Annotated in this window: 23 protein-coding genes; 12 read left to right on the top strand and 11 right to left on the bottom strand. The window is 43.1% G+C overall.

The genetic code is table 11. The features are described 5' to 3' along the window. Nucleotides 1-2 precede the first annotated feature (2 nt). From U0035_RS21920 to U0035_RS21910, 3 genes are read left to right on the top strand one after another with little or no spacing between them, the layout of a single operon-like run. A complete protein-coding gene (locus U0035_RS21920; protein WP_114791101.1) occupies nucleotides 3-1,166 on the top strand; it encodes a glycosyltransferase family 4 protein in 1,164 nt (387 codons plus the stop codon). Beyond that, on the top strand, nucleotides 1,167-2,150 hold the full coding sequence (locus tag U0035_RS21915; protein WP_114791100.1) for a glycosyltransferase family 2 protein: 984 nt from the start codon (nucleotides 1,167-1,169) through the stop codon (nucleotides 2,148-2,150). It begins immediately after the preceding gene. Further along, nucleotides 2,147-3,154 (top strand): UbiA family prenyltransferase, encoded by a 1,008-nt coding sequence (locus U0035_RS21910; RefSeq protein ID WP_114791099.1) that lies wholly within the window; start codon nucleotides 2,147-2,149, stop codon nucleotides 3,152-3,154. Before U0035_RS21915 ends, U0035_RS21910 begins: the two co-directional genes overlap by 4 nt. On the opposite strand, the gene U0035_RS21905 is transcribed toward U0035_RS21910, so the two are convergent. Beyond that, the gene (locus U0035_RS21905; RefSeq protein WP_114791098.1) at nucleotides 3,155-3,541 is read right to left on the bottom strand and encodes a DUF3037 domain-containing protein; all 387 of its coding nucleotides are present in this window, start codon (nucleotides 3,539-3,541) and stop codon (nucleotides 3,155-3,157) included. After that, on the bottom strand, nucleotides 3,519-4,304 hold the full coding sequence (locus U0035_RS21900; RefSeq protein ID WP_114791097.1) for a HipA family kinase: 786 nt from the start codon (nucleotides 4,302-4,304) through the stop codon (nucleotides 3,519-3,521). Before U0035_RS21900 ends, U0035_RS21905 begins: the two co-directional genes overlap by 23 nt. A 316-nt stretch (nucleotides 4,305-4,620) precedes the next feature. Between U0035_RS21900 and U0035_RS21895 the strand changes: the two genes are divergently transcribed. Then, nucleotides 4,621-4,983 carry a hypothetical protein gene (locus U0035_RS21895; RefSeq protein ID WP_114791096.1) on the top strand — a complete coding sequence of 121 codons (363 nt, stop codon included), beginning with the start codon at nucleotides 4,621-4,623 and terminating at the stop codon, nucleotides 4,981-4,983. A gap of 14 nt (nucleotides 4,984-4,997) precedes the next feature. On the opposite strand, the gene pnp is transcribed toward U0035_RS21895, so the two are convergent. The 3 genes from pnp to U0035_RS21880 form a co-directional block, all read right to left on the bottom strand. Beyond that, nucleotides 4,998-7,172 (bottom strand): polyribonucleotide nucleotidyltransferase, encoded by a 2,175-nt coding sequence (pnp, locus tag U0035_RS21890; RefSeq protein ID WP_114791095.1) that lies wholly within the window; start codon nucleotides 7,170-7,172, stop codon nucleotides 4,998-5,000. Nucleotides 7,173-7,429: 257 nt separating this feature from the next. Continuing rightward, nucleotides 7,430-7,699, bottom strand: a complete 270-nt coding sequence (gene rpsO / locus U0035_RS21885; RefSeq protein WP_114791094.1) for a 30S ribosomal protein S15 — start codon at nucleotides 7,697-7,699, stop codon at nucleotides 7,430-7,432. Nucleotides 7,700-7,834: 135 nt separating this feature from the next. Further along, nucleotides 7,835-8,185, bottom strand: a complete 351-nt coding sequence (locus tag U0035_RS21880; RefSeq protein WP_162817874.1) for a hypothetical protein — start codon at nucleotides 8,183-8,185, stop codon at nucleotides 7,835-7,837. Nucleotides 8,186-8,310: 125 nt separating this feature from the next. On the opposite strand from U0035_RS21880, the gene U0035_RS21875 reads away from it, so the two are divergent. The 7 genes from U0035_RS21875 to U0035_RS21845 all read left to right on the top strand — a co-directional run bounded on the left by U0035_RS21875 (nucleotide 8,311) and on the right by U0035_RS21845 (nucleotide 19,310). Beyond that, nucleotides 8,311-8,919, top strand: coding sequence for a MiaE family protein (locus U0035_RS21875; protein ID WP_114791092.1), 609 nt, complete (start codon nucleotides 8,311-8,313; stop codon nucleotides 8,917-8,919). 284 nt (nucleotides 8,920-9,203) lie between these two features. Next, nucleotides 9,204-10,424, top strand: a complete 1,221-nt coding sequence (locus tag U0035_RS21870; protein WP_114791091.1) for an ROK family protein — start codon at nucleotides 9,204-9,206, stop codon at nucleotides 10,422-10,424. 291 nt (nucleotides 10,425-10,715) lie between these two features. After that, nucleotides 10,716-14,063 (top strand): SusC/RagA family TonB-linked outer membrane protein, encoded by a 3,348-nt coding sequence (locus U0035_RS21865; protein ID WP_211316436.1) that lies wholly within the window; start codon nucleotides 10,716-10,718, stop codon nucleotides 14,061-14,063. Between the two features lie 26 nt (nucleotides 14,064-14,089). Then, entirely contained in the window at nucleotides 14,090-15,808 is a 1,719-nt protein-coding gene (locus U0035_RS21860; RefSeq protein WP_114791090.1) for a SusD/RagB family nutrient-binding outer membrane lipoprotein, read from the top strand. A gap of 83 nt (nucleotides 15,809-15,891) precedes the next feature. Next, nucleotides 15,892-16,470, top strand: a complete 579-nt coding sequence (locus tag U0035_RS21855) for a redoxin domain-containing protein (protein ID WP_114791089.1) — start codon at nucleotides 15,892-15,894, stop codon at nucleotides 16,468-16,470. 91 nt (nucleotides 16,471-16,561) lie between these two features. Continuing rightward, entirely contained in the window at nucleotides 16,562-17,788 is a 1,227-nt protein-coding gene (locus tag U0035_RS21850; RefSeq protein ID WP_327138711.1) for a c-type cytochrome, read from the top strand. Between the two features lie 103 nt (nucleotides 17,789-17,891). Next, the gene (locus tag U0035_RS21845; RefSeq protein ID WP_114791087.1) at nucleotides 17,892-19,310 is read left to right on the top strand and encodes an alpha-L-fucosidase; all 1,419 of its coding nucleotides are present in this window, start codon (nucleotides 17,892-17,894) and stop codon (nucleotides 19,308-19,310) included. Between the two features lie 56 nt (nucleotides 19,311-19,366). On the opposite strand, the gene U0035_RS21840 is transcribed toward U0035_RS21845, so the two are convergent. The 6 genes from U0035_RS21840 to U0035_RS21815 form a co-directional block, all read right to left on the bottom strand. Next, nucleotides 19,367-21,061, bottom strand: coding sequence for a BspA family leucine-rich repeat surface protein (locus U0035_RS21840; RefSeq protein ID WP_114791086.1), 1,695 nt, complete (start codon nucleotides 21,059-21,061; stop codon nucleotides 19,367-19,369). A 361-nt stretch (nucleotides 21,062-21,422) separates the two neighbouring features. Further along, nucleotides 21,423-21,998 carry a DNA-3-methyladenine glycosylase family protein gene (locus tag U0035_RS21835; RefSeq protein ID WP_245957727.1) on the bottom strand — a complete coding sequence of 192 codons (576 nt, stop codon included), beginning with the start codon at nucleotides 21,996-21,998 and terminating at the stop codon, nucleotides 21,423-21,425. 147 nt (nucleotides 21,999-22,145) lie between these two features. After that, on the bottom strand, nucleotides 22,146-22,700 hold the full coding sequence (locus U0035_RS21830; protein WP_114791083.1) for an NUDIX hydrolase: 555 nt from the start codon (nucleotides 22,698-22,700) through the stop codon (nucleotides 22,146-22,148). Between the two features lie 81 nt (nucleotides 22,701-22,781). Continuing rightward, nucleotides 22,782-23,324: a YfiT family bacillithiol transferase gene (locus tag U0035_RS21825; protein ID WP_245957726.1), complete on the bottom strand. Its 543-nt coding sequence runs from the start codon at nucleotides 23,322-23,324 to the stop codon at nucleotides 22,782-22,784. A 4-nt stretch (nucleotides 23,325-23,328) separates the two neighbouring features. Continuing rightward, nucleotides 23,329-23,772 (bottom strand): FKBP-type peptidyl-prolyl cis-trans isomerase, encoded by a 444-nt coding sequence (locus U0035_RS21820; RefSeq protein ID WP_114791444.1) that lies wholly within the window; start codon nucleotides 23,770-23,772, stop codon nucleotides 23,329-23,331. A 63-nt stretch (nucleotides 23,773-23,835) separates the two neighbouring features. After that, entirely contained in the window at nucleotides 23,836-24,597 is a 762-nt protein-coding gene (locus U0035_RS21815; RefSeq protein WP_114791082.1) for an ABC transporter ATP-binding protein, read from the bottom strand. Between the two features lie 147 nt (nucleotides 24,598-24,744). Between U0035_RS21815 and U0035_RS21810 the strand changes: the two genes are divergently transcribed. Beyond that, nucleotides 24,745-26,016, top strand: a complete 1,272-nt coding sequence (locus U0035_RS21810; protein WP_114791081.1) for an aspartate kinase — start codon at nucleotides 24,745-24,747, stop codon at nucleotides 26,014-26,016. The last annotated feature ends 21 nt before the right edge of the window (nucleotides 26,017-26,037 follow it).

The raw sequence follows: 26,037 nt of genomic DNA, 5'->3' as shown, positions 1-26,037 counted from the left end.
ATATGGCTGAAAGTAAACATATTGTTTTCATTACCTGTTGCACCGATGACTGGGGCGGCAGCGAGGAACTATGGGCGCAATCTGCTCCGTTGTTGCTGAAACTCGGATACAGGGTTTCCGTATACAAACGGCAATTCAACTTCAGCCATCCCGAAGTTGTAAAAATCCGCGATAAGGGCGTCTCACTTGTAAACTTCAAGCCGAAGTTAAACGGGCTACCGGGAAAAATATGGAAGAGAGTACAAAATTACCTGTCCGGTAATAAAAATCCTATTCATTATAATAATGAGTATACAGGAGCTTTAGGATCATTACTTAGAAAAGATAAGCCGGACCTGGTGCTGATCAACCAGGCTATCAATTTTGACGGGCTGGGCTACGCGTATCAGTGTCTACTGCAGCAGATCCCCTACGCCATCATTAGTCACAAAGCAGTAGATTTTTTCTGGCCTGATAACCCCGAAAGACCTTACATGATCCAGGCCTGGAAAAAATCTGTACAATGCTTCTTTGTCTCAGCGCATAATCAACGCATTACGGAAGAGCAATTCGGGCTAAGATTTACCAACGCAGCAATCGTTTGGAACCCGGTAAAATTCAGACGCTCCATAATTCCTTTCCCCGAATCAAAAACGAGTTATAAATTTGCCTGTATTGGACGTTTTTTTATTATCGATAAAGGCCAGGACATTTTATTACGTATTTTGTCGAGAGAGCCTTGGAAATCCCGGCCGGTAGAAATCAGCTTTATTGGCGGAGGTCCTGATGAGCTGGCCCTAAAAGAAATGGCCGCCCTGCTGAATGTAGAAAATGTATCCTTTCAGACCTATCAATCTGACATAATTAAGTGCTGGGAAACCCACCATGCCTTAATTCTGCCATCGAGAAGCGAAGGAATGCCCCTGGTGACCATAGAGGCCATGGCAATTGGCAGACCGGTTATTGTGACTCCGGCAGGCGGTCACGCCGAAATCGTACACGAAGGCGTCACCGGGTTTATAGGTGAAGCCAATGAGAACAATTTCGCCTCCGCCATGGAAAAGGCATGGAATGAGCGGCACAACTGGAACATAATGGGAAAAAGCGCCCATACTCATATTACACAGCATGTACCCGAAAGTCCTGAAGCACTTTTTGCACATGCTGTCTCTAAACTGATTCAATAAATGACCCAACCTCTAGTATCGGTTATTATACCTACCTATAATCGTGGTGGTACCGTATCGAATGCCATTGACAGTGTGCTTAACCAGAGCTATAAAAATATAGAGATCATCGTAGTAGATGACGGATCGAAGGATAACACCGCTGACATATTAAAAAAATATGATACTATCACGCGCATTCACAAACAAAACGGCGGACAGGCCAGTGCGCGTAATGCCGGATTAAAACAGGCAAAGGGCGACCTGATCGCGTCCCTGGATTCAGACGATATCTGGTATCCGAATTTTTTGGAGGAGTGCGTGAACAAAATTGTGAGGGATGGACTTGATTTTGTATTTACCAACTGGGATCAGCAGGATCAGGACGGAAGCGTGCGGGATTTTCTGTCAACAGACATTGTTGTTGTACCTTATTTTAACCTGCTCAAAGATGACTGGGTTAATCTGTCGAGCGATGACCTCCGGACTATCTATGTACAGGGATGCCCCTCGCCCTCGTCTTCGGCAGTCATTAAACATGACTTGATTAAAAATGGCTGGAATAATGATATTAAGATCGGCGATGACTGGTACCTGTATCTCTCCGCTTTGTACTCAGGAGAACGAAAAGCGGCATTTACACTGAAGAGATTATGGAAAAAATATGCGGGTCAGTCAAATGTATACGATGGCAGGAGAAGAAAGGAAGTGCTGGAACACCTGTATATTGCCGACGTGGAAAAGATGATGCGTGATTTTAAACCGCACATGAATAGCAACCAATATAAGGCATTGAGAAACAAACATGTATATAGCCTTGTGGAGTTAGCTAAACACCACCTGATCCGAGAGTTCAACATTATTAAAACTGCAAAGCTCCTGGTAAAATCTTTGTACCTGGACTCCATACAAACCTTCAGGAGTATTCCGCAGGTAATAATGTTTGGAATTAACCGGGTAAAAGAAGAAAAAAACAGTAAAGCTCAAAAAGCAGTAAGCCAATGAACCTCGCCCGACTGGTAAGATCGCATGATTGGTGGGACTATAAACTCCCCCCTATCCTGGCTGTAGGGTATGCAACACTTTTGTTAGGCAACCGGAATATTTTTGACTATTATGGCTATATAGCAATCATCCTTCTTTCGGTTGTGGTAGGCGCTATTTACGTAAGCATCATCAATGATGTAAGCGATATTGAAGTAGACCAGAAAGCAGGTAAATTCAATAAAATGGCAGCGCTTCCCCCGTTCATGCGTTGGCTTTTACCCCTGGCCTGCCTGTCTGTGGGAGCCGCATTTATTTGTTTCTTCTACTATCCAGATATACTTTCCTGTATTTTTTATACAATTCCCTGGATCGCCTTTAGCATGTATAGCTTTCAGCCATTCCGTCTTAAAAACAGGGGGATATGGGGTGTATTGGCAGATGCCAGCGGTGCACATATTTTCATCAGCCTTTTGATGGTAAGCAGTCTTTGTTGTCTGTCGGGACAAAACATTAACTACGCGTGGCTGGCAGCCGTATTTGTATGGGCTACCTGCGGTGGCTTAAGGGGCATTCTTTGGCATCAGTTTACCGACAGGGAAAATGACATCAAATCAGGGATTAAAACTTTTGCCACCGCGCGAAATCCGGGTGATTTTAAAAAAATAGAATGGTTCATTCTCGCAACGGAGCTGGCAGCGCTGGCCCTGATGTTATCTATGCTGAATAACCTTTTTGTGTATATAGCAATGATTGCGTACCTGGTTTTAATGCTGCTCCGGTATACGGTATTAAGACAGCAGCCTATACCCATCCTTCATAATCATTTCAACTACCAGATATTATTGTTAGATTTTACTGACCTGTTTTTTCCTGTTGCATTACTACTATATGCATCCATGAACCAGCCGGATGCCTGGATCGTTTTATGCGCTCAGCTATTGCTATTCCCTGCGAGATGGATCATGATATTAAAAGATATTTACAGGATTCTATTTAAACGCCGCCGCACGAAAACAGCCTGATCACAACACCATTTCGTGCAATAATTTTTTCATTGCCAGGGCAAGATCGCCTGTAAGCCCGGGATGAACTTTCGAACATTGTATCACTGTGCTGCGGGTGGCGGTAAGCCATCTGAAACGAGATGGTGCATCCAGATGGGCAATTGGAGAAGTGCTAAGCCGGTCTCCCAAAGCAACTTTTTCGAAAGCGTCAAGATTTTGGCGGATAAAACCCAGGTCAATGTCGGGGCTGAAACACTGCAGCTTCTCTACAGGTAATGCGATCCGGCAATCTACATATTTTGTTTTTTTACAAAAAAGTATGATGCCTGCATTCACAAACTCCTCCCGCTCCACGCGTGGCACCACCCGTATTACCGCGTACTCATATAACTGCTGCTCTTGCATCAATGGCTTGTTTTAAAAATATCCCGCTATTCTGTAACCTGAAGTTGAGAAAGTCCCGGTACACTTTTTTGGTTATTTCGGCGATGCCGTTTGTTTCTTCATATGCCAGCCATTCAGCAGGCAATGCATCGAGTATTTCATCAATCACCGTTTCATTTAATAGTTCCCGGCATATTGGATCGGCTTCTGCCAGCAAACCGGCTTCCTTCAGTAACACATGGTCCTTAATCAATGGGAACGGACTTTTCATCTGGGTCTCCCAATTCTGCCAGTTATGATGAAAATACAGGCTGGCGCCATGGTCAATCAGCCAAAGCTCCCGGTTCCAGATCAGCATATTGGTGTTGCGGGCAGTACGATCCATATTCGTTAAAAAGGCATCCAGCCAAACTATTTTGGAGGCCAGTAAAGGATCTGTTTTGCTTAATGCAGGGTCATAAGTGATCGCGCCGCTCAGGTAATGGAGGGCCAGGTTTAATCCCTGGCTGGCTTTTAAAAGGTCCTGTATCTCTTCATCCGGCTCAGTTCGGCCAAAGGCTTCATCCAGATATGCAAATACTATCTCAGGAACTTTTAGCCCCAGCAGTCTTGCTACTTCGCCTCCAATAAATTCCGAAACCAGCGCCTTTATTCCCTGACCGGCGCCTCTGAATTTTAAGGCATATAAGAAGCCGTCGTCTCCTTCAGCTATCGCTGGTAAAGAGCCTCCTTCACGTAAAGGTGTTACATAGCGCGTAACATTTATGGTTCGTATGTCCGACATTGGCCCAAAAATAAAGCATCCCCTATCAATAGCCGGTATTTCTTTTACATATTATTATAATCGGGCAGCAGGTTATAGTGTTCAAAACAGTTATCAATAAAAGTCTTTATATTCAGTGATGAAAATGACCACCACCCTGCTCTGCTGTATCACCGGGCTCTCCTGCTTTCAGGCTCAACATCCTCCCACCAAAGCCGATCCCAATGCACTCAACATTATCTATTTTATACCAAAGACCTGGATGCCGTTCCCGTATACGAAAAAAGATTAAGTAGTTTGTTCCTGCCAAAACTGGTTTAAAAACAAATGTTGCAAAATGGTATCCTGGCAAAACATTTCATCTGACAAAGAAGCCACTCCGGGGAGCATAAAGATTGTTACCATTCATGGAACCTTTCCCGTTGCCTTTAAAAACGGGCAGCAGCTATTGTCTTTACCTCAACCCATCCCAACAACCTACGCTAAAATTATTGTTACCAATCATGGGATCGTGAGCCATTTGCCTCCATCGGCGAGCTCTAGTTTTACTGATCGGCGATCTCTTATCAGACACGGAGCGGTGTTACGGCATTCAGTGGTTATTGACCTTTCAAAATCCGAGGAAGGGATCATCCATGGCGGGAATATCTTATCAAAACAAAACCTCCGCTCAGAGCGGAGGTTGATGAACTATTGGTAATAATTTGTAAAAGCTTAATTAGCGGAAGGACTTTCTTCTCCCGGTTCCGGTTTTCTCTCCGGTTTAGGAATTAAAGCTTTCCTCGACAATTTAAATTTACCCGACTTAGGATCTGTTCCAATCAGTTTTACTTTCATGGAGTCTCCCTCTTTTACCAATCCTTCCAGGGTCTCCAAACGTTTCCAGCTTACTTCACTGATGTGAACCAAACCTTGTTTTCCTGGTAAGAATTCTACAAACGCTCCGAAGGCAACTATTGATTTTACCGTGGCGTCGTAAACATCACCTACAACCGGAACGGCAACAATGCCTTTGATCCAGTCTTCTGCTTTAGATACAGATGATTTCTCCACCCCAAAGATGCTGATCTCACCCATATTGTTTACTTCCTCGATATTGATCGTTGCTCCTGTTTCACGTTGAATTTCCTGTATCACTTTACCGCCTGGCCCGATCACTGCACCAATAAATTCCTTATCGATAAACATCTTAACCACACGTGGTGCATGAGGTTTCACTTCTTCCCTTGCTTCCGGAATAGCCTTGTACATATGTTCGAGGATGTGTAGTCGGCCTGCTTTCGCCTGCTCTAAAGCCTGGCTCATTACTTCCATGGGAAGGCCATCTACTTTAATATCCATCTGCACCCCGCAAATACCTTCGCGTGTACCGGTTACTTTGAAGTCCATGTCTCCTAAATGGTCTTCATCACCTAAAATATCACTTAAGATAGAAAATTTATCACCCTTGGTAATCAATCCCATAGCTATACCTGCCACATGTTTTGGAAAAGGTACACCTGCATCCATTAATGCCAGAGAACCGGCACAAACAGTAGCCATTGAAGAAGATCCGTTAGATTCGAGGATATCGCTTACTACGCGAACGGTATAACCAAATTCAGAATCAGCAGGCATCATTTGCTTTAATGAACGCATGGCCAGGTTACCATGACCTACTTCCCTGCGACCAGGTCCACGCATCATTTTCACCTCACCGGTTGAAAACGGCGGGAAATTATAATGCAGGATAAATTTAGAGTATTTAGAAGAGGCTGCGGTTTCAATCAACAACTCATCTAAACCAGTACCTAAGGTAACAGTTGTAATAGACTGAGTTTCACCTCTGGTAAATAAAGCAGATCCGTGCGGAGAAGGCAGTACATCCACCTCCATATCTAATGGGCGAATTTCATCCAGCTGCCTGCCGTCTAGGCGGATACGATCGTTCAAAACCATGTCTCTTACCACATCGTACTGAACATCATGGTAATATTTTTTAGCCAGTCTTTTTTCAACATCCGTAAAAGGAAGCTCTTCCGTTGACTCTTCAACCAATTTAGCCAGCAATTCTTCTTCCAATGCTTTAAACTGATCCGTTCTGTCGTGCTTTGCAGATTTGCTTTTAGCGATCTCATATACTTTATCGCTCGCAAAAGCATATACACGTTCTTTCACAGCTTCGTTGATAGCAGGAAGCGTGTATTCTCTTTTAGTGGTTACACCTTTCAGGTCTCTTAGCTGTTGCTGCGCTTTGATCTGAACCCGGATAGCGTCATGGGCCACACCCAAAGCAGCTACCAGGTCAGCCTCAGAACACTCCTGGGACTCACCTTCTACCATCATCAGGTTCTTTTCAGTGGCAGCCACAATAAAGTCCATATCAGCATTCTCCAATTCCGTCCTGCCAGGGTTTATTTTGAAAGCGCCATCAATGCGGGCTACACGTACTTCACTCAAAATTTCCTTAATGGGCACATCAGATACTGCCAAAGCAGCAGATGCAGCCAAACAAGCTAATGCATCCGGTAGTATTTCAGGATCACTGCTGATCAAGGTAACCAGTACCTGTACTTCGCAGAAATAATCATCGGGGAATAAAGGTCTTAAGGCGCGGTCAATCAGGCGTGAGATCAATACCTCGTAGTCGCTCAAACGGCCTTCACGCTTGAAGAAGGAGCCCGGGATACGACCTGCAGAAGCAAATTTCTCCTGGTAATCAACAGTTAAAGGAAAAAAGCTCTGTCCTTCTTTGGGTTCTTTATTCGCAACTACGGTAGCCAGCAATACTGCTTTACCTACGCTTACCGTAACCGAGCCATCCGCCTGGCGGGCAAGGCGCCCTGTTTCTATAGCAACTTCGCGGCCATCGCCTAAATCGAAGGTTGTTCTTAATGGTTGTTGTAACATAAAATATTTTTGTAAGTATTTGATTATGAAGCCAGCAATACGCTCAATTATTGCTCCTAATGATCAAAAACGTTTGAAAGAACGTTCCAACCTGATATGATTTTATTTAATTGAGCAGGTAAAAAAATTGCAAGCAGGTAAAAACACGTATTCCCAACAGCGAATGTTGGGAATACAAAATATATAAATAAGTCTGAAATTAGTGCATCAAACCCAGGATATAGAACCGTTTTCCCAACTTTGCAAGATGGAAAAGACTATTTTCTTAAACCTAGTTTCTCAATTAAAGCACGGTAACCAGAAAGGTTATGCTTTTGCAAATAGCTCAGCAAGCTTTTACGCTTACCTACCAACTGCATCAAGCCGCGGTGAGTAGAGAAATCTTTTTTATTTTGCTGTAAGTGCTTACTGATCTGGCTGATACGCTCTGTTAACTGCGCAATCTGGCCCTCAATAGAACCTGTGTTAGCGGCGCTTCCACCAAATTGTTCAAAAATCTGTGCGTTTCTTTCTTTTGTAAGTGGCATACTGTCTTTTTTAAAAGGTCATCCTGTTTTTGTATCCTATAATTTAAGGCGGCAAAGGTAAGGAATAATTTCGGATTTCTCTGAATCGCCGGAAGTTTTTTTCAAGTAACGGATGCCTCTTTGTCAATCCGCCTGCTATCGGTCTTCCAAATGCAGGAGTTCTCCATTTGGCCCTTTCAATTCGGTGGAGGACTTAACGTTAAATTCGTAAGATCTGTCTATCGATTTCAGCGTTACTTTTATTTTTTTAGTAGTCACCTTATAAGAACCATCCCATACAATATCACCTGAGCCAGGATAAAGAAAAGCGCGGCCATCCGTACGCAATTCCAGATGCATAGGCGCCACGCCTGCAATAGGATCACGTTCTCCCGGGGGCTCTACCCAGTTCACCTGCTTGAAATACATGTCTTTTTCCACATCAAGAGCCTTACTACATGATAACAACGCGATACAAACCAGTAAGTAGACAAGGGAGCTTTTCATAGCCATTTATTATTTAGATAAATAAATAACGTATTGAAATCCAATAACGCAACACTATTGAGCGTTAATTCTGTGATATATGTCGCTGTATGCCAAACCTCGTCTTTAAAACATATTTTTACCACATGAACTTATCCCAGGATACCAAAAATATTTTAGGTCTTCAGTTACCAACCGATCCCCGCTGGGTAAACCTGGCGGAAATATCACTGGAAGCCATACTTACGGATCATGCTTACTGCGAGCAGAAAGCGGCTACCACCTGCATCACTTTAATACAAAGATACAGCGACAGGGAGCAACTGGTAAAATCCCTGGCCCCTATTGTGACTGAAGAATGGGGACATTTTCGCCTGGTATTGCAGGAGCTCCACAAGCGGGGCCTGAAATTGGGCAAGCAGCGAAAAGATCTTTATGTAAACAAGCTGATTGAATTTCAGCAAAAGGGCGGCTCTCCCGAAGACCGCTTTCTAGATCACCTTTTAATGATGGCCATGATTGAAGCACGCAGTTGCGAGCGGTTTAAACGCCTGAGCGAGGGACTCAATGATGCTTATATGGCTAAATTCTACCGTCGTTTTATGGAAAGCGAGGCCGGGCACTATACCTTATTTATAGAGCTGGCAGAAACTTACCTGCCTAAACAGAAAGTACGTGCGCGCTGGGCAGAGTGGCTGAACCATGAAACCGAGATAATGCAGGACCTCGAAGTAAGGGGTGACCGGATACATTGATGCCGGCAGCCAGATGTTAGACACTGAATGCATGATGTACTATCTATGATGTACGATGTAAGATATACAATGTACGATGTAGGGTATACAATGTACGGAGGCTCAACCCACTACCATTTGAACCTTGAACACTGAATATTGAACCTTCTATCCTTCTCTTTCCACCCCGAATCCCTTCATGTTAATAAAATGTTTAGTAAAATTTTTAAAAAGTTTTTTTAAAAATTAAAAAAGTTTCTATATTTAACTCGAATTGAATATACTGCCTAACGAAAATAGTTAATATGATTGCCAACATCATTTCCAAAAAGCAGAAATTCTATAAGGAGATTTTAAAGCACTTGTTTTTTAACAAACAGCTGTCCTGTGCTGATCTAAGCAACCTGATCGGTAAAAGCATCCCCCTTACCACGCAGTACCTGAGCGAGCTGATCAGCATGAAAATGGTGATCGAAAAAGGATATGCGGCTTCAACCGGAGGAAGGCGCCCTCAAACTTATAGCATTAAGTCCGGCGTATTTTATGTGGTGGCGGTGGCGATGGACCAGCTGGTCACACGTGTAGCGCTTATTTCGAATGACAACAGTATCATAGGCGAGGTAGAGAAATTCGACCTGGTACTGGCCAATAATCCTAACAGCCTGAATGAGCTGATTGAATACCTCAAAACTTTTATTGGTAAGGCGAATATTCCCGTATCAAAAATTGCGGGTATTGGTATTGGTATGCCCGGATTTGTAGATGTAGCCAAGGGAGTGAATCATACCTTTCTACCTACGTATAACGGTTCTATTGTTAATACCATACAGGATGCGCTACAGATTCCCACATTAATCGATAACGACTCCAGCCTCGTGGGACTGGCAGAATTAAAATGGGGTGCTGCTAAAAACAAGCAGCACGTAATGGTGATCAATATTGGTTGGGGAATTGGCCTCGGCATTATTGCTGATGGAAAATTGTTCAGGGGTAAAGAAGGCTTTGCGGGCGAATTCAGTCATATTCCCCTGTTTGATAATAATAAGATATGTAGCTGCGGGAAACATGGCTGCCTGGAAACAGAAACTTCGATGATGGTGGTGGCTCAAAAAGGCATCCAGCAGTTTAAGAAACTGACGCAACCTTCTATTTTAAAAGAGCTGAACAAGGAACGCATCGAGGAGTCGGCTAAAAAAATAATTGAAGCGGCACAAAAAGGGGACAAATTCTCCATTGACCTTATTTCGGAAGCGGCTTATAATATCGGCAGAGGGGTTGCCATTCTGATCCACTTATTAAACCCGGAGCTGATCGTTATTAGCGGTATCGGTTCACTGGCAGGGAAAGTATGGGTAGCTCCTATTCAGCAGGCCGTTAATGAGCATTGCATTCCCAAAATTGCTGAACATACCGAAATTAAAATATCCTCCCTGGGTTATAATGCAGAGCTGGTTGGCGCTACTGCTTTGATCATGGATAATTATGAGCGGCTGCCCAGGCTATTAACGGAAAAAACGATTGCATAAATACTCGTCGTATCGAGCAATTTATATAACTCATAAATCACTCATCATTAAATATTTCCTTTTAACAAAAGTTATCAAAAAAATTTAAAAAGTATTTCATTTTATACAAAAGATAGTTTACATTTACTTAACAATTGAGAACGATTATGCGGTAGGCCATATGCGTTAAAACCAAACTGCCGCGACAACCAGATACAAGAATAGAAAAATGATACAAATCGTATAATACGAATGTAGTTGGGCGTGTTGTGTAATAGAGAACAAACTTTTATCAAATCAAAAACAACAAATATGAAGAAAAGAAAATTAGTTGCGACCATTGTATTGTTGCTAATTACTTGCGGCAGTCTGTTGGCTCAGGTAAAGCGTACCATTACAGGCGTCATCACAGATGCAGAGGGTAAGCCTATACCGGGTGCCACCGTCACGATCAAGGGCACTGTTCAGGCAGTAGTTGCAAATGAAAATGGCGAATACTCGATATCTGTAGAGGGAAACCCGGAACTTGAGATCAGTTCGGTAGGATACGCCATACGTACTATCCAGGTTGGCGATAGCAACACGGTGTCTGCTTCACTATCTACCACAAATGATGCCTTGACCGAAGTTGTAGTTACCGGCTTCGGTACCCGTAAAAATACGCGAAAGCTTGCCTACTCGATAACTGAAGTTAAGGGAGATGACATAACAAGAGCAAGTAATGCAAATATTGTAAATGCTTTGCAAGGTAAAGTGGCAGGCGTTTTTATCAACCAGGGCAACGGTGGTCCTATGTCTTCATCCCGCATTCGTATAAGAGGGAATACCAGTTTAACCACCAATACACAGCCGCTCGTAGTAATCGACGGAATTATTATGGAGCCCGGAACAACAGGCGGCGACAGCTGGGGGGGTGCACAGGATTTTGGTAACCAGATGAAGAACCTGAATTCAGATGATTATGAAAGTGTAACAGTTTTAAAAGGGTCTGCGGCAAGCGCCCTATATGGCTCACAGGCTCAGAATGGGGTATTAATAATAACTACCAAAAAAGGTAGAAAGCAAAAAGGTTTAGGTATTAACTTTTCGCATAGCCAGCTTTTTGACAAGGCTTTTAAAGCAACAAAGCTGCAAAACGAGTTTGGAGCTGGTATTAACCCAACGTTTGCTAATGGCGAAGATGGAGTACCTGAAGTAGATGCTGCCAATTATTTCTGGAGTTTTGGTCCGCGATTTAACGGTCAGCAGGTAAGAGATATTGACGACCGAATGATCAGCTGGAACGCGCAACCTAATAACGTGCTGGATGCTTTTCAGACGGGCAAATTTATCAATACCAACGTTGCAGTTCAGGGCGGTACGGAACAAACCACCTTCAGGGCGTCGTACTCGAATTTATACAACACATACATTATACCCAATAGTGATCTGAAAAGAAACGCATTTGCATTACGCGTAACGCAGAAGTTATCTGATTTTCTAACGATAGATGGTAGTGTAAACTATTCCATGTCTGCAGCGAAAAATCCAATGGCTCAAGGTAGTACCGATAACCCCTTATTTGCCCTGGCTTACTATAACCCAAGAAACTATGACACCAAGTATTGGATGGAAAATTATCTCGATCCGGAGGGCGGCTTAAACAGAAACAACCCTTATGGATTAGCAGGACTGTTCTTCAACCTAAATTACCGAAATACAACACAGAGAGAAAACACCCTATTAGCTAATCTTGATGTTACCGCAAAAATAACTCCCTGGCTCAATTTATTGCTGAGGGGGAACATTAATAATGTAGGGATGGACAGGGAAACTAAGAACTGGGGCACTGGTGTAGGTTTCGCGGGTGGAGATTACTCAGTTTATAATTCTACCAGAAGAAATACCAGGTTACAGGCTTTATTAACTGCAACTAAGGATTTAGGTGAAGACTTTGAGCTATCTGCTTCAATCGGTGGTGAAAGTCAGGCATACGAACCGATGCGCTTCAGTCAATCTGCAACCAGTGGCGGGCTAAAAACTCCCGGAGGCTTTTTTATTGGCAACTCCGTAAATGCAGCAACAACTAATGGAGGCATATCTAATGAAGGCGGCGTATCCAAACGTATTGATGCCGCCTACTTATTTGGAGACCTCACTTATAAAAATATGCTGACCTTAAACTTCAGTGCACGAAATGACTGGACTTCTACACTACTCTATCCAAACGACGGGCATGGCATTTCAAACTATTTTTATCCTGGTGCTGGCCTGGCCTGGATCTTTACGGAGACTTTTAAAAGTTCGTCATTATCGAATATCCTTTCCTTTGGTAAATTACGCTTAAGCTATGCCCAAACCGGTGCCGGTGTAAGACCCTGGCAAACCAGTACCGGATACTACATGTTTCTTGGCAATTACAACCTACCAAGTAGTACTATCCCCCGCTACGGCTTCGACGGATCTACTTTGGGCAACCAGGAAATCAAAAATGAGCTAAGCAAGGAATTTGAAGTAGGTGCTGATCTGAAATTTTTCCGAAACAGATTGGGCATAGACGTCGCTTATTACAAGAAAAATTCGTTCAACCAGTTGCTGCCGTTAGCGCTACCTTCTGAAAGCGGCGTTTCAGCTCAGTTGGTCAATGCAGGAAATATTCAAAACCAGGGTGTTGAAATCCTGTTAACAGCTTCTCCCGTAAGGACAAACGATTTCAACTGGGACATGTCTATCAACTTCACACGCAACAGAAACAAAATTATTGAACTGGCACCAGGGGTAACCTCTTATGACCTTGACCTGGCCTTCGGTGCTGATATGGCTTCTGTGGCGCGTCCAGGCCTGCCTTATGGTACTATCATCACCAATTATGGGTACGCCAGCTACCAGGCTAAGGATGCACAGGGTAACAATATAGCACACCCAGCAAACGGTCAGAAAGTGCTGAAACAAAATGGTAGTTTTTACAGAAGTTCAGAGTTAGGCCAGCCTACCAAAGAGCTGGGTACCATGATGGAAAATTTCCTGCTGAACACTTCTCAAACATTATCTTATAAGAACTTCTCGCTGGGCTTCCAGGTGGATGGAAAGTTTGGTGGCATGATGGCTTCAGCTACGCACCAATATGGGTCTACTAATGGTTCTCTTGAAAGCACACTTTTTGGACGGTCAGAAGAGTTCGGCGGTCTTGTTAGAAACACATTCGACGCATCGGGCAATATTACAGGCACTTTTAATGATGGTATTATACCTGAAGGCGTATTTGGAAATGGCATTTCAATCAAAGCTCCGAATGGTCAGACTTATGATGTAAGCGGAATGAGTTACCAGGAAGCTGTAGACCAAAACATTGTAGAACCAGTAAGCGCCCGTCTTTACTATGCCCGTTTAACACAGTGGGCAACAGGCATCCGTGAGTATTCTACTTTTGAAAACAGCTGGGTAGCTGTGCGTGAAGTATCGGTGGGATATACAATGCCATCTGTAATCGCAAACAAACTAAAGTTAAACTCTCTACGAGTTAGCCTGATTGGAAGAAATCTGGGGTACTTATATACAACCACCAAAGATGGCATTCACCCCGAAGGAGGGTTATTGAGTAACAGAGCCGGCGCCTTTGCTGAATACGGCGGTGTACCTTTTGTACGCAGCGTAGGATTTAAAATTGATGCCGGATTCTAATTCACTTAACCTTAAAACAAAAGAAAATGAAACATAAAAATAAATTATTCCTTGTTTCGGCTGTTATAGCAGTGTGCTTTACTGCCTGTAAAAAAGATACCTATATAGAGTATAATACCAACCCGGCAACTATTTACAACATTAAAGCGGAAGAGCAGTTTACGAACGGCTGTATTGCGATGTTTGACGCAGATTATGAATATTTTTATGATTACTACCGGATCATGATGCCATGGATGCAATACTTTACACCCGTAAACGGGAACTCTAAAACCTTTATGTCTGATGTAGGCAATTTTAATCAGCGCCGGGGCTATTTCTATTCCCGTGTGGGCAATGTATTTAAAGATGTTTTAGAGATTATCAAACTACTCCCTCAACAGGAACAGGCCAGCCGTCAGCACCAGGTAGCTATTACTAATATCCTGATGACTTACTATGCTTTTTATGCCACGGATATTAATGGAAGCCTCCCCTATACCGAAGCCTTCCAGGCCAGATATGGCGGGACGGTGACTCCTAAGTATGATACACAGGAAGCTTTGTTCAACAAGTTTGATGCTGACCTGAAAGCTTCCATTGCAGCCTTAAAAAGTAATGCAGATGGCCAGGTAAGTTTTGGAGCAGCTGATTTATATTATAAGGGAGATGCCACCAAATGGGTGAAAGCTGCAAATGCCCTTCGCCTAAGGTTGGCTATGCGCTGGGCGAAACGCAACGCTGCGAAACAGCGTGAAATTGCAACAGAGGTATTGGCCAATCCTGCAGATCTGTTCGCCAGCAACGACGATAATCTTGAATTTGTAACTTCCTCTTCTCATGCTGGTGCAGGCTCTAACTGGGATCCAAGCGGCGCGTTATTCAAAGGCAGTAAAGCGGTTGTAGATTTTATGTATGAAACCTCCGATCCAAGGATCCGGATATTTTTCCAGAAAAATGCATACTCTGCCACTAACGTGGCGCGGGCCATTGCACAAAATGTGATACCGGCTTCCACTGTAGTCAAGGCAAGGCAATATGTAGGCGGTTTTGCTTCGCCAGATGCGGCCAGCAATCCGGCTAATGCACGTTACTATAATAACAACAGAAATTTTTTGAATGCCAATAACAGGCAGCAGCCGCTCGACACACTATCGCGTATCCAGTACCGCTTGTTTACACCTGCACTTGAAAATCCGGTTTTAACGGCGCCCAGCGCTCCCGGAACCGGTAGTTTAACATTCCCTATGTTAACTTACTCAGAACTTCTGTTCTTCCGGGCCGAGTTAGCCGTAAAAGGTGTCACTACTGAAAATGCCAGCCAGTTATATGAAGCGGCGGTTAAAGCTTCGATGAGATACTACGATGTGATGGGCAGTCGTGCACAGGTGTTCGAATACACAGCCATTACTGACGCAGAGGTCAATGCAGCCTACAATCACGACAAAGTAAAATTCAATACTGCGAAGGCAATGGATCAAATAGCATCACAGTCTTACTTGCATTTCTTTAAACAGGCTAATGAAGGTTGGTCGCTGTACAAAAGAACCGGTATGCCTAATACTACCACAGTGTTGGCCTTTGAGCAAATTTTAGCTGATGGTGTAGCACAAAAAATGCCAAGGAGAGCATTGGTCAATTTACCATTGACTACAGATAGAAACTTTGAAAATGCAAAAGCGGCTATCGACGAAATGGCTAAAGATCCAAATTTCGGTGCCGGACCAGGTGATATTTATGGCCGGGTTTGGTGGGATATGCCTTAAATCCACTAAAAAAAGAATAAAACAAAACTCCCATAATTACATGGGAGTTTTGTAATTTGTAGATATTCAATCCACATCTTTTAATGAAATATTTTTCAAGTATTACTTTTTCAATTTTAGTTGCAGTAAGCGCATCGCACGGCCAGGAAAAATTGCTCAACAGTGCGCATTATAAACAAGCCATTTCTTCACTGGCTAATAACAAACATCCTTCTACATTACTTCAATCTAAATTAATCGCATATATCTTCTTATCTCCCGAATGCCCGTTATCAGCTTATTATATTCCCCTGCTGAATGAACTACATACAAATAGTAAGGAGGCTATGGTGGTAGGCATCGTCCCTGGCAAGTCCTACAGTAAACAAGAAGTGCTAAATTTTGTGGATAAAGACAAAATAAAATTTCCTGTTTACATCGATAACAAAAAAAAATTAGTTGCAGTGCTGGGTGCTGCTATAACTCCCGAGGCCATAGTAGTAAGCAAAGGCAAACATATTGTTTACAAAGGAGCAATCGATGATAAGGTTGAGAACCTGGGAGAAAAAAAAGTGTTAAGCAAGCATGCTTATCTTGAGAATGCGCTGACCGAAATATCAAACAATCGCACCATTACGATCACCGAAACCAAAGCTGTAGGCTGTTACATTAACGACATTTAGACTTATGTATTTTTATAGAATAATATTGATTGCCTTTTGTACGCTCATCTGCGGGGCAGGTAGTGGTCAAACGTTTACTTACTACAAGGATGTGGCCCCAATCATTGAGGCGAAATGTGCTACCTGCCATCGACCGGGCGAATCAGCCCCCTTCCCTTTGTTAACCTATAAGGACGTGGCCAAAAGAGCAACTTTTATTAAGGATGTTGTGCAAAGCAAATTTATGCCCCCCTGGAAAGCAGATCCGCATTATGCATTATATAGCAACGATCGCTCGCTAACAAAAATTGAAATTGAAACAATAGTAAATTGGGTGGATGCAAAAGCGCCGGCTGGCAAACAGGTAAAAAAGGGTGCATCAGGAGCTTACTACCCGTCGGCCTATCCCCGAAAGCCTGACCTGGTTCTAAAGTATGGGAATCCAATAACTGTCAAGGGAGATAATACGGAACGCTTTGTTGTCTACAAAATCCCATTCGACCTTGCCGACGCTGCAAATGTGGAGGGAATTGAATTCTTTTGCACTAATAAAAAATTGATTCATCATGCCAACTACAGTATACATCCGGTCGATGATCCTTCGATCGACTTATACAATACGATTGACCACTTGTCACTCACTGATGATGACAGGACAAAATACCAGGCTTACCTGCCATATAAAAGACAAATAGCATATTATTCAGGTTGGATACCGGGCGCATCGTATGAGCAATATCCTAAAAATATGGGTTGGACCATGCCCAAAAGAGGTGTTATTTTACTTACGGTTCATTATTCTCCTTTAATTAAAGATGATACCACTTCGCTGGGCGTGAACCTGTTTTTTACTAAAGACCCTGTACTAAGAAAGGTTAAGGTGATCAGTTTTGGTTCGGGGGGAATTGGAGAACAGGAAATTACGCCTAACTTTTACATAGAAAAAGACAGCATCCAAAAATTCAGATTAACACTTATGAATCCCCGGGAAGACATGTCTATCCTATATGTGTGGCCGCATATGCACTATATAGGCAAAGAGTTTTTATCGTATGCCTTAACACCGTTATATGACTCGATTAAACTGGTGCATATACCGCGTTGGGATTTCAGGTGGCAGGAGATTTACCGGTTTAAAAAACTGGTTAAAATACCAAAAGGATCAAAGCTGATTATCGAAGGCACTTATGACAATACGGCTAGTAACCCTTTCAATCCTTACAGTCCTCCCCGTCCGATCAGTTCTACCGGAGACATGCGTTCTACCGATGAAATGATGACATTAATTATGGTTTATATGACTTATAATGAGGGGGATGAAAATCTTGATATCAATTAAAAGAATAAGTCAGGAATACTGATAACCAAAGTCGAATATACCTCGCAGACAACAAAGAAAAGATGCTCACGATCAATCTTAAATAGCAAAATATTTTGCCCGCATGAAAAATATTCTTACTTCATTAATTGTTTTAGCCACCTTAACGGCAACCGCCCAGCAGCAAGGCATCCACCCCTCCTCTACCCAATACGAATGGCCCACCGATCCGCAGGTAAAACAAAAGCTGGATCAATGGCAGGATCAAAAATTTGGTATGATCATTCATTGGGGCCTGTATGCAGTACCGGGCATTATTGAATCATGGTCCTTATGCTCGGAAGATTGGATTACCCGCGACAGCAACTCTTATTATGGTGACTATAAAAAATGGTACTGGGGTTTGCAAAAGGATTTTAACCCGGTAAATTTCAATCCTGATGAATGGGCGAAAGCTGCTAAAACGGCCGGTATGAAATACCTGGTATTTACAACCAAGCACCATGATGGCTTTTGCATGTTCGATACCAAAGAAACGGATTTCAAAATTACCAACGGGCCTTTTAAGAACCACCCTAAAGCCAATGTGGCCAAATATGTCTTTGATGCTTTCAGAAAAGAAGGCATGATGATCGGCGCTTATTTTTCAAAGCCCGACTGGCATAGCGAAAATTACTGGTGGCCGGTATACGAAACGGCCAATCGTAACAACAACTATGACATCCGGAAATTTCCCTGGAGATGGGAAAAATTTAAACAATACACTTATAACCAGATCAGCGAGCTGATGACCGGCTATGGCTGCATGGATATTCTTTGGCTGGATGGCGGCTGGGTACGTCCCAAAGAAACCGTAAATGCTGAAGTATTAAGCTGGGGTGCGCCCATACCCGAATGGAGCCAGGATATAGACATCCTGAAAATAGCAGCCATGGCCCGTAAAAAACAGCCCGGCTTGCTGGTGATAGACCGTACCGTTCATGGACCGTATGAAAACTACCAGACACCTGAACAGCGTATACCCGATCATAAGATCGACAACCCATGGGAAAGCTGTATGACATTAGGCGGCGCCTGGGGTTATGTACCTAACGAAAGTTTTAAATCGGCTCCTAAAGTTATTGCCAGTCTTATTGAAATCGTGGCCAAAGGAGGAAGCTTGTTGTTGGGCGTAGGACCTGGTGCTGACGGCAGCTTACAACAACCTATCATAGATCGGCTGACCGAAATAGGCAAATGGATGGATGCCAATGGCGAAGCTATTTACAATACCCGTTCAACAGCTATTTTCCAGGACGGTAATGTATTTTTTACCCGATCAAAAGACAGCAAAAAAATGTATGCCCTGATGCCGGTAGCCGATGGTGCTGCCACACCCTCGATAATAGAATGGAGTGGCAATATCCCGGCCAAAGGCAGTACGGTAACTTTGTTAGAGACCAGGCAGCGACTAAAATGGTCGCTGGTGAATGGAAAAGTGAAAGTTGTATTGCCTTCGAAATTAAAGACGGCAGCTGTAGCTATAGCTTTTACTACATCTTAAACCCGGGGGCCTGTGTTAGCTGATCTAGCTGGCAGCTTACCACCCTGGCAGCGGCTTTATTCTCTTACAGCCTTTACAGTTTTTGAATATTGGAAGTTCCCGTCTTTATCTACCTGTTTGATGCGTATGAATATTTCACGATCAACGCTCCGGTCAATATCCTGCTTGGCACAGGAAATGATAGCCAGTAATAGTACAGCTGTCATCAATAATAGTAATTGTTTTTTCCTCTGATGGCCCGCCATGCCCAAAATAACCAGCAAGGCAGTGACCCCGATAGCAGCTCCGGCACCGTTAAGACCTGCTTCAAAGCTGTACGAAAGCAAGCTATCACTGTTGCCTTCAGGAGCCTGCGTACCCAAGTCACCCAATTTATGAAAAACCTGTCCATCTGCGGAGGCCTGAACTTCAAAATAATCGTTATTTACCTCCTGCAGGGACTCCCAACCGACAAAAATACGATTGCCCCGAATTGTCGCTTTTACAGCGCCGAAATGAACGGGCAGTGCATTGCCTACACAATCAGGGTCATAGGTGTCGCCATTAATGCTCCAGCCTTTATTTACCAGTTGTTGGCGCGTGGCTGTTGCTGAAGCGTTATATACCATCCCTACCGCGGCCAGCGCCATATTATCCGGGGTTGCCGCAGAAGTTGCCCACCCTTCCAAAGTAGCACTGTAAGCAGTACAATCCATCCCGGAACCAGTAAGCGTTATATTGGAAGAGAGACCTGATAAATTCCAGTTACTGATGGGATGGTTAAAGGCAGATGCATAGTTCAATACAGACGACATGTTGGTTACATTATTGGTTTGCCAACTACCTATGGGTTGATTGAATGAACTGGCATAAGAAAACATAGATGACATATTGGTAACACTGCGTGTATCCCAGCCACCTATCGGTTGATTAAAAGCAGAGGTAAAGGCAAACATATTACTCATGTCTCTGACCTTCCCGGTGTTCCAGTCTCCGATAGGTTGATTAAAAGAATTCGTCCCCCTGAACATATTACTCATGTCAAGTACGTTATCTGTTTTCCAGTTTCCGATGGGCTGATTAAAGGAATCAGCTTCAGTAAAGGTAAACTGCATGTCAGTAACGGAACCGGTTTCCCAATTTCCAATGGGCTGATTAAACAACGATGCTTCCGCAAACATGCCGGATATATCAGTAACCGTAGCCATATCCCAGTCTATAGGCTGGTTAAATAACCTCGCTCCTGAAAACATGTGACTCATATCTGTTACACCGGTTGTTATCCAGCGGTCAAAATGAGCGTTGCCTACCAGTTTGGAGCAGCCGTAAAACATGAAATGTAATGCTTTCACTCCCGAGAGGTCAGGGATATCAGTGGCCGTTACGTCAAGAGCATTGCAACCAGCAAAAGCAAAATGAAGGGAGCTCCACTGGATGGTCCCCCACTGCGTAACCTTTTCCAGCAATGCCACGCTGGCCGGATACTCCCCGCTATTAACGCCTCTAAAACTTCCCACACCTGGTGTCACTTTTACTGTGTAAGTACCTGCTCCCGGGAAGCTAATCAACTGGCCGTTTCCGGCATGATTAATAACGCCGGCCACTCCAGCGGCTCCCTTTTGTTCCCATTCTATTTTGTAGTTGATACCGATACCTGGAAAAGTGATATCATAGGGAGGAGCAGATACTTTCCATTCAGTAATAAATTCATGCTGCGCAAATAAGCCGCAGCAGAGTAACATGAAGTGTGCTAATAAAACCAGACGTGCCATATTTCAATTATTTTGAAGTTACCAGCCGGAACCCGGACAGTTCAATACCTTGCAATTAAATCCCGATACTGCAAGCACTTGCGCTACCGCAGATACCCGTGGCATGCATCAGAATTTAAGACCGCGAAACAAAGGCATGCAGGTGGCAAATAAATTGACTAAAAACAAGAAATATGTGAAACCAGCTGTAACCAGCTTTATGAAAGGGATACAAATACCCTGTATCAATTTATACATAGGTTCCCAATACTCAGGGATTAATATCAATGAATATCCTATAATGCTGCTGAGATTATATGTTGTGCCGAAGAAAAAGAAAACTCCTGGCAAGCAGCGGCTCAAAAAAGACGGGCCTACCGGTTTATACAGGAATAAGGGGTGCGTCTAAGGCCCGCCATAAGTAGCGGCAGGCATAGGTTCTGTAAGGAGACCAGCTATTGGCAATGTCATTCATTTTTTCAAAAAGTTCTTTTTGATTAGCATATTCTATATGGTAGAGTTTGATGATAGCTTTCTGCAAACCCAGGTCTCCGGTAGAAAATACATCGGGTCTGGCAAGCGTAAACATCAGCAACATTTCTACTGTCCACTGCCCCACTCCTTTGATCCGGGTCAGCAACGATACAATTTCATCATTGCTCATTTTATAAAGCCTGGCGTCCGTCAGCTTGTTTTCAAGAAAGAAATGGCAAACATTTTTAACATAGATAGCTTTGGCATTCGAAAGACCGATACTTCTTAAGGTTTCATGAGGTACCTGTAAAATATCAGCAGGCTTAGGTGATTTCGATCTAAACAGCTGTAAGAAACGATTATAAATGACCGTAGCAACTTTGGTGCTCAACTGCTGGCTCATAATAGAAGCACAGAGCTGCAGACAAACATTCTTTTTCTGCTCAATGCTATAAACACCCTGCTCTTTGATGAGGGCTTTCATCACTTTGTCTTTATTTAACTGTTTGCGGTAAGGCATGGGAAGGATGCTGGTTACTGGATACTTGTTACTGGATGCAGGTTACCGGATACTCGTTAAAGGATACCGGTACGTCGGTCAACTGCCACCTGTCAACAAACAACTTTTCGGCTATAATTTCAACTCACCCAATTTCATCAACGCATACAACATACAGGTAACATGCATCGATTGTATGAATTCGTTATTCCTGAATTTTTCTTTGAACACTTCCAGGTCCATCAGCTCTACATGAATTTCTTCGTTTTCATCCAGGTGCTGATCAGTTGTTTTCTTTCCACCTTTCGCCAGGAACATGTGCATCCAGTTATTATTGGTGGAAGGATTGGCGCATGTTTTTCCCAGGTATTCAAAGTTTTGAAATTCGTACCCGGTTTCTTCAAGCAATTCTCTTTTTATGGCAAACTCCAGGTCATCATCTGTATCATCTACACAACCACCTGGAATTTCCCAGCAGGTTTCGCCTATCGCATGCCGATACTGTAACTCCATTACCACCTTATTATCTTCTGTTAAAGCAAAACAGGTAACCCAGGTCGGGAATTCATATACATAATAAGGATCTACTATTTTACCCTGCGGTGTTTTGCAGGTGTCCTTTCTTACCTTAAACCAGAGATCGTTAAATAACTGCTCCGATTTTAATATCTCCCATTTCAGCTCCATTGTAAATTATTTTAGGTCATGGCTCATAGTTCATGGTCAGTACTCCTTATCAACCTGTCAACTTATCAACCAATCAACCAGTTAACTAACTCCAATCCCCCACCTCATCTTCTCCCTCAGGCCGTTTATCTGTGCTACATGGTGCCTTCCATGCCAGGCATACATTTGCAGCAAATACCATAAGGACAATTCCTTCTGCGATGCAGGGTGAAAAACGGTTCGTTCCCAGCTTTTATCATCAAGGTCCTTTAAAGCAGCATACCAACGCTGATGCAACGCAAACAGTAAGGTAATGGATACATTGATAGGAATAGAAGCCACATCCTTTAATTCCGCCCACAATTGTTCCTCATAAGGTTTTATCGTAGGTATCGATTCCGTTAAGCCCAACTTAAACCGTATATAAGCATTCATATGGCTATCGGCCACATGATGCACCAGCTGGTTAACCGTCCAGCCACCGGCACGGTAAGGTGTTTGCAACTGCGCTTCATCGAGGTTTAAGATGGCAGCTTCCAGTGCATTGGGCAGAAACTGTATATCGCCCAATGCACTTTCTTTAGCTGCGGTAGAAAACTCTACAAAAGAAGCATGTCCAATTGGATATTGGTTCTCTATGTCCAATGTATTATTTATTAACTTTTAATAATTCTACTTCAAACAATAGGGTAGCGCCACCTGGAATATCTCCACCGGCGCCCCTGTCGCCATAAGCCAGGTCAGAAGGTATCCACAATCTCCAATGGCTACCTTCTTTCATCAGAGGAATAGCTATCTGCCAGCCACGGATCAATTGAGTCAATCTTGCTGTAAAAGGCTGATTGCGTTTAAAAGAACTATCAAATTCTTTACCGCTTAATAAAGCGCCCTTATAATGTGCTGTTATCGAATCAGACAATTCAGGCTGAATACCGGTACCTTCCTTAAGCACCTCATACTGGATGCCACCTTCCAGCTCCAGTACGCCTTCTTTACTTTTATTGGCCTCTAAAAAATCGCGGCCTTCCTGTTTTTGTTTTTCTATTTTTTCATTCATAGCGGAACGTAATTTGTGTTGTAAATTCAAATCCATAAAACTTTTTTCAAAAATAATTATAAATCTATAGCCCATGGGCAGATTTATATAACCTGCTCATCAGGCATCTCTTAAACTTTTACCTGTCAATTGAATAAATACATCTTCCAGGTTGGCTTTTTTCACTTCCCTTGGTCTTTCAAAACCAGATGCTACCAAGTGATCGATCAGGTTGTCGGGTGTTTCCAATGCTACAATTTTACCTGCATCTATAATTGCAATCCGGTCACATAAATACTCTGCTTCATCCATATAATGGGTAGTTAGTATGATGGTAGTGCCCTGTGCCTTAATCGTTTTAATCAGCTCCCACAAATTGCGACGGGCCTGGGGATCTAAACCGGTAGTAGGTTCATCCAGGAAGATAACTTTAGGCCGGTTGATAAGCGTGGTAGCCACGGAAAAGCGTTGTTTCTGTCCACCACTCAATTCTTTGAACTTAGCTTTGGCCTTTTCTTCCAGGTTTACCGAGCGCAACAATTCCATGCCGTCCACTTTCTGGTTGTACAAACCGGCAAACAAATCGATCAGTTGCAGTAAATTCAGACCCGGATAGTAACTGCTGGCCTGTAATTGTACCCCAATCAGCCCCTTTATCGTATTAGGACTAGCATCTAAATCATATCCCGCCACCTGCACCGAACCGCTTGTTTTTTTGCGAAGCGTTTCAATAATTTCCAGGGTAGTAGATTTACCCGCCCCGTTAGGGCCTAATAAACCAAATATTTCATTTTCAAATACCTCAAAAGAAATCCCTTTTACAGCGTTAAAATCACCATAATTTTTAACCAGGTCTTTTACGGATATCATCACTTTTGCCATGGGCTAAAACTACAATTTAGTTGGCAGATGACGGTTGAAAAGTTAACTGTATCAAAAGACACTATACCTGATTTTCTCCGGGCACCTGGGTCAAACGCTCAAAATATTGCCAACAAACCACGACATTTGCACTCTCAAAAAAGTACAATGGTTAAAGTTTTTAAGTTTGGCGGCGCTTCAGTAAACAGTGTGGAACGGATAAAAAATGTTGCAGCTATTTTACAGCAGTACCCCAACCAACAACTGCTGGTAGTGATTTCTGCAATGGGAAAAACCACGAATGCGCTTGAAAAAGTGGCCGAAGCTTTTTACCAGCAAAAAAAAGAAGAAGCCTTGCAACTCTTTGAACAGGTAAAACTGCAACATATAACTACGGCCAAGTACCTTTTAGTAACCAATTACCTGGCTTGCGAAGCACAGCTAAAAGATTTTTTCACGGAAGTAGAATGGCTCTTGCATGACCGGCCGGTTCGTGAATACGACTATTACTACGACCAGATTGTTTGCTCGGGTGAGCTTATGTCTACTGCCATAGTAAGCCATTATTTGAATGAGGCAGGTATCCGCAATGAATGGATGGATGTAAGAGATATTATCCGCACAGATGATAATTTCAGAGATGCCAATATAGATTGGGCTTTTACGCAGGAAAAAGTAAATGACCTGATCCGCCCGGTTTTGGACGAAGGCTCTCTGGTGTTGACGCAGGGATTTGTTGGCGCTACCGACGAAAACGAAAGCACCACGCTGGGACGTGAGGGAAGTGATTATACCGCGGCCGTATTTTCTAACATGCTGGATGCTGAAAGCCAGACGATATGGAAGGATGTGGAAAGTGTAATGAATGCCGATCCGAAAGAAATTGCCGACGCAGTATCGATCCCAGAATTAAACTATACCGAAGTGATTGAAATGGCTTATTACGGCGCCCAGGTTATTCATCCGAAAACGATTAAACCCTTACAAAATAAGAGTATTCCCCTATTTGTAAAGTGTTTTCTGAATAAGGATTTACCAGGCACCCATATTCATAACAATACGGTTAGGCAGCTCCCTCCTATTATTGTTATTAAAAGAAACCAGGTAATGGTAGAGTTGAAATCAAAAGATTTTTCTTTTATTGGCGAGCATAATACCGAGATACTATACGAGCTGTTTGAAAAACTCTTTATCACTCCTACGCTTACACAAAACGGGGCCATCAGCATTACCTATGCTTTTGATAACCGTGAAGAAAAGATCAGCCAGTTTGCTGCTGAAGCGTCTCAGAATTTTGATGTACAGGTCACACCCGGACTTACCCTCTTAACAATAAGACATTACGACAACGCGTCCTTAAAACAATACGCTGAGGAAAAACAGTTCCTGGTTAGGCAGCAAACAACCCAAAATATCCGGTTACTATATAGGGAAGGATAGCTTGTCTAGGTTTTTATTAGT

The organism is Niabella yanshanensis, assembly GCF_034424215.1.
Lineage (GTDB): Bacteria > Bacteroidota > Bacteroidia > Chitinophagales > Chitinophagaceae > Niabella > Niabella yanshanensis.
This window is presented reverse-complemented; position numbering and strand designations above follow the sequence as displayed.